The 10,291-nt window shown below is 40.9% G+C and carries 10 protein-coding genes; 7 read left to right on the plus strand and 3 right to left on the minus strand.

Features of this window, described 5'->3' with window-relative positions:
* The first annotated feature begins 32 nt into the window (after positions 1–32).
* Positions 33–1,268 (plus strand): 2-oxoglutarate dehydrogenase complex dihydrolipoyllysine-residue succinyltransferase, encoded by a 1,236-nt coding sequence (odhB, locus tag KBF71_04775; protein ID MBP9877632.1) that lies wholly within the window; start codon positions 33–35, stop codon positions 1,266–1,268.
* Positions 1,269–1,309: 41 nt separating this feature from the next.
* A complete protein-coding gene (locus KBF71_04780) occupies positions 1,310–2,734 on the plus strand; it encodes a dihydrolipoyl dehydrogenase (protein MBP9877633.1) in 1,425 nt (474 codons plus the stop codon).
* Positions 2,735–3,308: 574 nt separating this feature from the next.
* On the opposite strand, the gene KBF71_04785 is transcribed toward KBF71_04780, so the two are convergent.
* The 3 genes from KBF71_04785 to KBF71_04795 form a co-directional block, all read right to left on the minus strand.
* The gene (locus KBF71_04785; GenBank protein ID MBP9877634.1) at positions 3,309–4,631 is read right to left on the minus strand and encodes a leucine-rich repeat domain-containing protein; all 1,323 of its coding nucleotides are present in this window, start codon (positions 4,629–4,631) and stop codon (positions 3,309–3,311) included.
* Positions 4,632–4,711: 80 nt separating this feature from the next.
* Positions 4,712–6,052 (minus strand): leucine-rich repeat domain-containing protein, encoded by a 1,341-nt coding sequence (locus KBF71_04790; protein MBP9877635.1) that lies wholly within the window; start codon positions 6,050–6,052, stop codon positions 4,712–4,714.
* A gap of 249 nt (positions 6,053–6,301) precedes the next feature.
* Positions 6,302–6,625, minus strand: coding sequence for a DUF1476 domain-containing protein (locus KBF71_04795; protein ID MBP9877636.1), 324 nt, complete (start codon positions 6,623–6,625; stop codon positions 6,302–6,304).
* Between the two features lie 169 nt (positions 6,626–6,794).
* Between KBF71_04795 and KBF71_04800 the strand changes: the two genes are divergently transcribed.
* From KBF71_04800 to yacG, 5 genes are all read left to right on the plus strand, one after another.
* Positions 6,795–7,346 carry a peptidylprolyl isomerase gene (locus KBF71_04800; protein MBP9877637.1) on the plus strand — a complete coding sequence of 184 codons (552 nt, stop codon included), beginning with the start codon at positions 6,795–6,797 and terminating at the stop codon, positions 7,344–7,346.
* A 347-nt stretch (positions 7,347–7,693) separates the two neighbouring features.
* On the plus strand, positions 7,694–8,362 hold the full coding sequence (locus KBF71_04805) for a transglycosylase SLT domain-containing protein (protein MBP9877638.1): 669 nt from the start codon (positions 7,694–7,696) through the stop codon (positions 8,360–8,362).
* Between the two features lie 175 nt (positions 8,363–8,537).
* Complete coding sequence (gene infA, locus KBF71_04810) at positions 8,538–8,756, plus strand: translation initiation factor IF-1 (protein ID MBP9877639.1); 219 nt, start codon at positions 8,538–8,540, stop codon at positions 8,754–8,756.
* Between the two features lie 4 nt (positions 8,757–8,760).
* Entirely contained in the window at positions 8,761–9,897 is a 1,137-nt protein-coding gene (locus KBF71_04815) for a ribonuclease E/G (protein ID MBP9877640.1), read from the plus strand.
* On the plus strand, positions 9,885–10,121 hold the full coding sequence (gene yacG / locus KBF71_04820) for a DNA gyrase inhibitor YacG (GenBank protein ID MBP9877641.1): 237 nt from the start codon (positions 9,885–9,887) through the stop codon (positions 10,119–10,121). The genes KBF71_04815 and yacG overlap by 13 nt, the downstream gene beginning before the upstream one ends.
* Positions 10,122–10,291: the final 170 nt, after the last annotated feature.

The raw sequence follows: 10,291 nt of genomic DNA on the forward strand, positions 1-10,291 counted from the left end.
TCAAGGAAACAATAAGGATAAAGGAAAATAACATGGCTGAAATTACCGTTCCAAGTTTAGGTGAATCTGTTACAGAAGCAACCGTTGCCAAATGGCTCAAGCAACAAGGTGAAACCGTTGCAGTCGATGAACCTTTGGTTGAGCTCGAAACCGATAAAGTCACACTCGAAGTCAATGCGCCTTCTGCAGGTGTTCTTTCGCAAATCATTGTGTCAGCAGGTGAAAATGTTGGCGTTGGCGCTCTTCTCGGAAAAATTGAAGCAGCTGGTGCTGCTGCCGCAACAAGTGCAAAAGCAGCCGCGTCTCCTGCCCCTGCTCCACAAGCAACAGCTGCTGCAGCTCCATCGATCCAACTCCCAACACAAGCATCCTCTCAGGAAGATCAATTGTCTCCAACTGTGCGCAAAATGATCAATGACTACAATTTAGATGCCAACTCCATTCGCGGAACAGGTAAAGATGGCCGCATCTCAAAGGAAGATGTTTTGAATTACCTGTCAAAGCAAACAGCTAAAGCACCGGCTGCTCCAGCAGCAATGAGAGCCCCTTCAGCACCAAGACAAGAAGATCCGCGTGAAGAGCGCGTTAAAATGAGCCGCTTGCGCCAACGTATTGCTGAAAGACTCAAAGAAGCACAGAACACAGCTGCAATGCTCACCACATTCAACGAAGTTGACATGAGCCATGTCATGAAGCTTCGCAACGAATATAAAGATGCTTTTGAGAAAAAGCACGGTGTCAAATTAGGCTTTATGTCTTTCTTCGTCAAAGCTTGCCTCAATGCTCTCAAAGAAATTCCAGCAGTGAATGCTGAAATTGATGGCACTGACCTCATCTACAAAAACTACTATGACATTGGCGTTGCCGTTGGCTCACCTCAAGGTCTTGTTGTTCCTGTTGTCAGAGATGCTGACAAGTTGAACTTTGCAGGCGTTGAAAAAACCATTGCTGACCTTGGTAAAAAAGCGCGCGATGGCAAACTCTCAATGGATGATCTTTCTGGCGGTACATTCACCATCTCGAATGGCGGAATTTACGGATCACTCATGTCAACGCCGATCCTGAATCCACCGCAATCTGGTATCCTTGGCATGCATAAAATTCAAGAACGCCCAATTGTGATTGATGGCAAAATTGAAGTGCGCCCAATGATGTATCTTGCGCTCAGCTATGATCACAGAATCATTGATGGCAAAGAAGCCGTGACCTTCCTCATTCGCGTCAAAGAATGCATTGAAGATCCACAACGCCTTCTTCTTGATATCTAAAATAAAAAAAACAACGTCAACGTCTTATAATGGAATACAAAATGGCAAGTCAAACAGAAAACCCAAATGAATTCGATCTCATCGTTATCGGCAGTGGCCCTGGCGGATATGTATCTGCGATCAGAGCCTCACAGCTCGGCATGAAAACGGCTTGTATCGAAAAAGATTCAACCTTGGGCGGAACCTGTTTGAATGTTGGTTGTATTCCATCAAAGGCTTTACTGACCTCATCAGAGAAGTTTGAAGAAGCCAATCATACCTTCAAAGACCACGGCATTGAATTTGGCTCTGTCAAATTGAACTTATCGAACATGATGAATCACAAAAAGAATGTTGTGAATTCAAACACATCCGGGATTGAGTTCCTCTTTAAGAAGAACAAAATCACCCGCATTGCTGGCACTGCCTCATTTGAAAGCGCCAATAAAATCAAAGTGACTGATGCAGCTGGCAAAACATCAACACTTACGGCTGCCAAAATATTAATTGCAACCGGCTCTGAGGTTATGCCTTTCCCTGGCATTGAGATTGATGAAAAGCAAATCATCTCATCAACTGGCGCTTTAAGCCTTACCTCTGTTCCTAAAAACATGGTTGTTATTGGCGGCGGCTATATTGGCCTCGAAATGGGCACAGTTTGGCAAAGACTTGGATCAAAAGTCACAGTCGTTGAATTTTTAGACAGAATCTTACCAGGCATGGATGGTGAAGTGTCTAAAAATATGCAGCGCATTTTGGCCAAACAAGGCATTGAGTTTAAACTCAAAACAAAAGTTCTCTCGGCTAAAACAACCAAGTCAGGCGTGTCACTCTCTGTTGAGTCTCTTGACACAAAGAAAACAGAAACCATTGAGACAGATGTCGTTTTGGTTTCCATCGGACGTCGTCCAAACACAAATGGTCTTGGACTTGAAAAGATCGGCATCCGCGTTGACAATCGTGGACGCATTGATGTCAATGACCGCTTCGAAACAAATGTTCCGGGCGTTTATGCCATCGGCGATGTGATCGCAGGCCCGATGCTCGCTCACAAAGCCTCGGACGAAGGCGTTGTTTGCATCGAAATGATGGCTGGCCAATCTGGTCACATCAATTACGATTTGGTCCCTGGCGTTGTTTACACCTGGCCTGAAGCTGCGCAAATCGGCAAGACAGAAGAACAGCTCAAAGAAGCTGGTATTGCTTACAATGTTGGCAAATTCCCCTTTTCTGCGAATGGCCGCGCTCGCGCGATGATGGCCACAGAAGGCTTTGTCAAAATCCTTGCTGACAAACGCACAGATCGTATCTTAGGCGCTCATATCATCGGCCCTGAGGCTGGAACCTTGATTCACGAAATCGCCGTTGCCATGGAATATGGCGGTGCTTCTGAAGACTTAATGCGCACAATCCACGCGCATCCAACTTTAACAGAAGCCATTAAAGAAGCGGCTCTTGCTGTAGATAACCGCACGATTCATATGTGATACCAATACCTTATTGGTCATTCCTATGCTCTCTATTGTCATACCCCTGCCCTTACTTTCTTTATAACACAAAACAAGAACAGCGTGGGGATTTTTTTTGAAAAAGCAAATGGAGGGTATTCAGAATAGTCGTCATTTGCTGTAAAGGTCACGTAATTCGTTTATGTAAATGCTATCTACAAACCTCGTCATGGTGAGGAGCGTAGCGACGCGACCATCCAGAAATATATCAACAAATGCTATCGTTGGTCATTCAGGACTGGATCCTCACGGCCCTGTGGGCCTCAGGATGACGAGTGGAGACAAAGCACACCCCCACCCTTACTTTCTTTACAGCGTGGGGATTTTTTTTTGAAAGACTCTTGGTGGTGGTATCGACTTTGATGACAAATTACGGAAACGTCACTCAGAGGGCTCTCCTCAGAGAGCCCGCCTGTCAGGCCGAAGCCTTGGCGTAGGCTGATGGAGTCTCTGTGATTCATCAACAAACATTGATCTAAGTTGTTATTTTATGAGATTCCACGCCACCTCTAAAAGAGGTGGCTCTGAATGACAGGCTACCTACGTCCCCACCTCAAAACCCTTGATGACCATCAAAGGCGCAGTCTTTTGATTTTAAATCATCAAGCCAAGTCCTCACCTGATCTGTGTAAGCAGGCTCTAAATCTTTAAAATCCAAAATCAGCTGTGTCAAATTTTTAAAATGAAGCATTACTTCTGGTACTTCAGAAAAATCATTTCGATAAGCAGTTAAAACTTTCAAATTTATCAACGACTTCAGCTCATCCGGAAGAGTTTCAAGCCTATTTTCAACAAAACTCAGAGATTCTAAATGCGTCAATTTTCCGAGCTCAGCAGGTAGCGTCTTGAGTAAATTTCCGCTGCAATCCAACTTAACCAACTGCGATAATTCACCAATATGCGGCGGAAGCTTTGCAAATTTATTATTCACCAGTGAGAGTAGTCTTAATTTTTGTAATTCAACAAGTTCAGGTGGTAGATCTGTTAATTCATTATCGCGTAAATCTAAAATTGTGAGCTCTGTTAATTGACCAATGCCGGCTGGCAAAACAGCAATTGAAACATCAGTCATTCTCAGGTACGTTAAATGAGTTAAAGTCCACATTTCAGGCGGAATACAAGACATTATAAGCTTTGGGATTTGATGATTGAAGTTTTGTACACGAATCAGTGTCGTTAAAAAAACAGGATCATCATCATCGCCTTGTCGCTCTAGAATATACCGGCGCGCTAAGTCATAAGATCTGACTTTCTCACTTAGCTTATGAGTGCCCTCCCCCCTTGAGAAGTTAAAAACATGCCTTTCAAAATCTGCTTCATCTGTAAAAAAGTCACGAGACAAAAGCTCAATCGCAATCTCCATTGGCTCTCTTGGATCATCATTTCTACTTGGGAGTGCCTTAGAAACACGATCTAAAATTTCCAAACAGAACTCATGTCTTGTGTGAGATAAGAGACAAGAGCGAAGATAGAGGCGATCATCTTCGTTTAATTCATGAATTTGACGGCCAAAAAATTCAACACTTTTAGTGTTTTCAACCAATTCTTCCATCGCAAATCTTAAAGGATAGAGGCCAGAATTTCTGAACATTCCTTGTAGAGCTGATGTTAATATTTTAAATGCAGCAGGATTAACATAACACAAAGCATTTGCTTCGCGGCTGACGCCTTTCATATTTGGTCCAAATGTATCAAGGAGAAGACACATACTCTGAACTGGAGATTCATTTTGAGTCCTTTGACGATCAAGAAGAGCAACTTGCTCTGGATCCATATCCACAGTAGGCGAACCTGTTCTCTGTGGACTTGCGATTGGCGCAAGCTCTGACATTTGCTCAAGTGATGCAGTGCCTTGAATGGGCTGAATATAAGTCATGGTAATCTCCCCTTGTTTATTCAGTGGTAGATTATATGAAAACCCAGGAACAATCAAATAGAATGGGTCGAAAAATAGGTCTAAGCATTATTCAAAGGATCATGGCGATTAAAGTCGCACCCTTGTGCTAATAATTGCAATATCCATTCATGGACTTCATCTGAATAAGGTTGCTCAAATTGAGGAAAATCAAGATAAAGCGCAGCTAAATTTCTAAAATGAACTAATACCTCTGGCATCACACGGATTTGGCTTGGACTCGCTATCAGGTGTCTTAAACTGACTAAAGCCTTGAATTCAGGTGGAAAAGTTGTCAGCATATTATTGTGCATATGCAAGAAAGTCAGGTTTGTAAGCTTTCTGATTTCAGCTGGCAATGATACAAAAGGATTACCGCCGCAAAATAGTCGAGTTAAGTTTGTTAATTCACAAACTTCAGGAGGGAAAACAACCATCTGATTATAGCTTATATCGAGATCTGTCAAATTTGTCAAAAGACCAAATTCTGATGGGAGACTTGTTAATTCATTGGCATTCAACTGAAGGCTTACCAATTGATTTAATTGAGAAATATCATTAGGCAACCTCGTTAATCTATGTTCTGCCAACCCTAAGACAGTCAAATCCCTTAAAGCCCATAATTCAGTTGGAACATAAGATAATTGAAAACTATACTCATGAAAACCAAGCTCGCCCATATTGGCCCGCATAATTTGTGTATCAAAAGCTATTTGACCGGGGATTTCTTCTGTCATTGGCCCTTCCAGAATTCTCTGGCGAACAATATGATAAGCTCTCATTTTTTCTGCGATAGCTTGATCTCCCTCTCTCTCAAAATTCAAAACATGTCTTTCAAAATCAGCTTCATCTTGAAAATAGTTTCTTGATAAAGACTCTTTGACTTCCTCAAGAGATGTAATTTCTTTTTTGAATATATCTGCAAGCGCAGGGTCATAGGCAATCTCGTTTAGTATAAGCCGACAATGACCCGTTCTTGTTCCAGGTCCCGCCAAACAAAAAGGAAAAATACTTTTCTCTTCTTCGCTCAAATGCTTATAATCACAGCCAAAAAACTCAAAACTCTTAATGTTTAAAACCTGATCTTGTAAAATCTTTTTGATGGCTTGCTTTTGCTTTTGATCAGAAAACATTTTTTGAAGCAACACTGAAAACTTTTCATATGCAGTTGGATTTATGAAACACATAGTTTCAGAAATTGGATGTGAAGCTCCATTAGGTGGCATAAAAGCGTCAAGCAATGAGAATAAAGTCTCAAGAGAAGTTCTATTCTGAAGAGCCACTTGCGCTGGATAGACTAGCTCCATAGGCGAGCCTGCTCTTGGCGGACTTGCTGTTGTGGTAGGCTCTAAGATTTGCTCAGGCGATAGAGTACGTGCAATTGGTTGAATATGATAAGTCATTAATAAATCTCCGTTTAAAAATATAGGTCTCTCAGTAAGCGACTATACACTATAAGGATAAAATATTCAAGACTTACATATTAAATTGAGGGTTTTTTGAATGACTGCTCCATGAATCACACCCTGCTCTTCCTTTTGTCACACCTGTGACCTCACTGTTCCTCTTTTTGTTTAACCCGAATACCATTTTTGTCAGGTATGACAAAATAAAAGAAGTAGAGATTACAAATTTACAGTCAAGCTAACCCGTCACTCTCCCGTAAGAATCTGTTTTTTGGCGATTTCATACATCTTCTGAGCTTCTAATTTCAGGCGATGATCGCTAATGCTCACCTCATGAGATGAAAAATCAGCCCGAATCTTATCTAAAAGATCTTGATGACCTGGTTCTTTTAAATCAGAAGAAACAACAGTTTTTGCATAATTTTCAGCATCCTGCCCAGTTAAACCAATTTTTTCAGCAGCCCAAAGACCCAGCAATCTCGCTCTGCGTGCATAAATTTTAAACTCAAGCTCCTGACTATAAGAAAAACCAGACTCTTCTAGCTTTTCTCTATCATCAAAACCACCCATTTCATTCTCCTTTTCTTTTTATTTACGTATTTTTACTTCATTTTGTAAAGTAAATAAAGTCTTTTCTTGAAACTGAGATTTTAAATTTGCAATTTCAAAAAATACTGTTACCCTGTCTTTTGTCCATAAATTTGGATGAAAACCAACACACACTGAAGGTAAAAAGATAATGAAAACAATTCTCTCTTTTCTCTTTGTCACCGTTACACTTTTTTGGAGTACGATTGCTATGTCTACAGAACTTGAAAACACTCTCTATCTCGACATCCCTGAAGGGCGCGTCACAATTGAACTAAGACCTGATCTTGCACCGAATCACGTTGCACGCATCAAAGAACTGACAAAACAAGGCTTTTATAATGGACTGCCTTTTCACCGCGTCATCTCAGGCTTTATGGTTCAAACTGGTGATCCTCTCGGCAATGGAACAGGCGGATCAGGCAAGAAACTGAAAGCAGAATTCAATAGCGAACCTCATACCAGAGGCGCTGTTTCTATGGCACGTGCAAATGATCCAAATTCTGGCGATAGCCAATTCTTTATTGTTCTAGAAGATTCTAACTTTTTAGACAATCAATATACAGTTTGGGGTAGAGTTACAGATGGTATGAAATTAGTTGATAAGATTAAAAAAGGAAAAGGCCAAAGTGGTATGGTTGAAAATCCTGATAAAATTATCAAAATGACACTCGCAACTGACGAAGCGTCAGCGAATCACTAATAGCAAACATCAGTATAACGAGCGAAATTAAGGCGTTATAGGCAAAAAATTTCGCTCGTTAACTATTTAATAAGACTTTTTTCTTGACAAACCTGAAAATCGATGCAATATATACTCTCACACGACATGATCATCTAGATCTTGTTAACTTTTAAACTAAACAAACGACTTAACTAAACGGAGTGGCTACCCATGCACATGAGTTATAGAAAGAACGCGTTTAAAATCTCTCAGATATTTTACGTTACAGCATTAAATAACCATTCAGCTATCTGCTGATTGTATCATTTTTAGTCATTATGACTTTTTTAGACAATAACTGAACCCCTAAAATCAATGAGTATCTTATGAAAAAAAACTATTGGACCATTCTTGGCCTAACTTCAATTCTTTTTTCTATTATCGCCCTAACAACAGGACCCCTTTTTAATGCGAATGCTTACGGTAGTGTTCCTAAAGGCAAATCATCTGATTGTCTTAAACATATTTTTGAAGCTGAAGAAACATACGGCATTCCATCAGGGCTCCTTCTTGCTATTTCACTTGTTGAAAGCGGTCAGAATGGATCCCCTCACCCTTACGCTTTAAATTTAAATGGTCGTAGCGTTTACTCAAGCAATATTCAACATGCATCACAGCAGATTCGCCTAAAAAACGGAAAAGTACGCCCGAACATTTCTGTTGGTTGTATGCAGCTTCAAGTGTCTTACCACAAAAAGCATTTCCAGCCTTTGGATCGCATTCTTGAACCATCAGCAAATGTTGATTATGCAGCGCGCTTTTTATCGAGTCTCTACAGGCAGACAAAAAGCTGGCCTAGAGCTGTTAAGCGTTATAACGGCGGTAGCGCTCAGCAAGTGAACAAATATGTGTGTAAAGTGCATGCACATCTTCATACACTCAACACAAAATCTGCCTCTGTTCTAAGGCATGAACCATGCGGCAAAAATCGGGCGCCCTTTATTTCAGCTGAAACAAAAAGAGCTTTTAAAGCAAATCCATCGAACATGAACTAAGTCATGCTCCTTGATTCAAACAAAAAAGCCATCCGTCTTCGCTAAAGCTACGACGAGACGGATGGCTTTACTTGTTTATGGCAAATCTTAATGTTTGTCTTTCGTCAAAAACTCATGTAGAATGCAAGCAATTCACAATAAGTTGCTATGACTTTTAATAGAGAAAGAAGTTTGAATGTCTAAAGAAGATTTAATTGAAATGAGCGGCACTGTAACCGAACTACTCCCAAATGCAATGTTTCGTGTTGTTCTTGAAAATGAGCATGAGATTTTAGCTCACACCTCTGGCCGTATGCGCAAAAATAGAATCCGCGTTTTGGTCGGTGACAAAGTGAACGTTGAAATGACACCTTACGATCTCACAAAAGGTCGTATTACCTTCCGCCACAAATAAGTCAATGTCAGTACCGATTGACATTCTCATAGATCGCTACCAAGACCGTACGATTGTTCTGATCATCAAGAACAAGAAAATAGAACAGGCCTATTGCTCTCCCTGTTTAGATTCTGAAGCTGCTGAACCCACCTATGGCGCTGTTTTTGAGGCGAAATGCACGCAGCTTTTTCTTGATACAGCAAGTGCTATCTTTACGCCACTCACTCAAACAGGATCACAAAAATCATACTTTTGCAAAAAGAAGGAAAAAGGCATTAAGACAGGCGATATTCGCACTGTTCAGCTTCAAAAGCATTTTCTACCCTTTGAGCGAAAAGAGTCAAACGTCAGCATGCCTCCTGTTTTTAAAGGACGCTATTTGGTCTATCTCCCTTTTGAAAAAGGGATTCACATTTCAAAGAAATGGGCAACAGTCCAAAATGTGGAAGAGATCAGATCAACATTAAAATCCATCTCACCGAATGGTTGGATCCTACGCTCTTCTTCTGAAAACCTTAAGTTTCCTGCTGATATGGCTCTTATCACAGCAGAGGCCAATCATTTAATCGCCCTTTCTCAGAACAAAGACTTCAAAGGATATCATCCTCTTGAGCTTGCCTTACAAGATTATGGGCATCAAAAAAAGCTGAGCATCACAAGCTCAACAGAGCTCGATAAACAGGTGCGCTCGATCATCTCCGGCTTTTGTCCAGACCTGTCGCAATGTATAAAAGCACCTTCCCTTCACCCATTGAGCGATTTAGATTATGATTCTCAATTGGATAAGGCTTTGGAATATCAATCCATTCAATATGATTTTGGCTCATTGCATTGTCATCAAGTACCGCACGGTCCTTTTTTTATTGATATTGATTGTAAACTCACTTCGCTCCATACTATTGATAATCTGATGCTTAAAGTAGGCGTTGAGATTATGCGACTCATTCGCGTATTAAACCTATCAGGCATTATCTTGATTGATTTTCTGCGCCTTCCCTTATCGTATCAACGTCAAAAACTCCATCAAGACATGAGACTTTTGGGTGAGACAGATCCTGCCTCTCCACAAATTTTAGGCTTTACGAAAGCAGGTTATTTTGAAATTATCCGCGATCACCAGACGCCTTCTCTCCCTTCAATACGAGGATCGAAACCATGACACCTGTTAAAAAATGTGCCCAGTGCCAAAAAGAGATTCCGCTCGATGTACATAACAAAATGCCCTTTTTCCCCTTTTGCTCACAGAGATGCCAACAGGTTGATTTGGGCAGATGGCTTTCTGAATCATATACAATTCCGGTAGACGTGCCTGAACATCAGGAAATGCTGAAAGAGATTCAAGAGATCACCTCAGGTGATGAGGAAATGGGAAAAGAAGAGTGAGAAGGGGTTTACGTGATTGTTGCTGGATGTGAAAATTTAAAGCACCGTCATATATGGACGCCGATGATAATACAAGAAAAAAATCGAAAGCGATGTGTATAAGGAGAATTGAAGCTGTCATATATTCGGCATCTATGCGCCATAATGGTTTCTGCATTCTGCTTTTGATC

It is taken from the genome of Alphaproteobacteria bacterium, from assembly GCA_018063245.1.
GTDB lineage: Bacteria > Pseudomonadota > Alphaproteobacteria > JAGPBS01 > JAGPBS01 > JAGPBS01.

Coding starts and splice junctions, on each gene's coding strand:
- odhB (MBP9877632.1), top strand. CDS start 33: ATGGCTGAAATTACCGTTCCAAGTTTAGGTGAATCTGTTACAGAAGCA.
- KBF71_04780 (MBP9877633.1), top strand. CDS start 1,310: ATGGCAAGTCAAACAGAAAACCCAAATGAATTCGATCTCATCGTTATC.
- KBF71_04785 (MBP9877634.1), bottom strand. CDS start 4,631: ATGACTTATATTCAGCCCATTCAAGGCACTGCATCACTTGAGCAAATG.
- KBF71_04790 (MBP9877635.1), bottom strand. CDS start 6,052: ATGACTTATCATATTCAACCAATTGCACGTACTCTATCGCCTGAGCAA.
- KBF71_04795 (MBP9877636.1), bottom strand. CDS start 6,625: ATGGGTGGTTTTGATGATAGAGAAAAGCTAGAAGAGTCTGGTTTTTCT.
- KBF71_04800 (MBP9877637.1), top strand. CDS start 6,795: ATGAAAACAATTCTCTCTTTTCTCTTTGTCACCGTTACACTTTTTTGG.
- KBF71_04805 (MBP9877638.1), top strand. CDS start 7,694: ATGAAAAAAAACTATTGGACCATTCTTGGCCTAACTTCAATTCTTTTT.
- infA (MBP9877639.1), top strand. CDS start 8,538: ATGTCTAAAGAAGATTTAATTGAAATGAGCGGCACTGTAACCGAACTA.
- KBF71_04815 (MBP9877640.1), top strand. CDS start 8,761: ATGTCAGTACCGATTGACATTCTCATAGATCGCTACCAAGACCGTACG.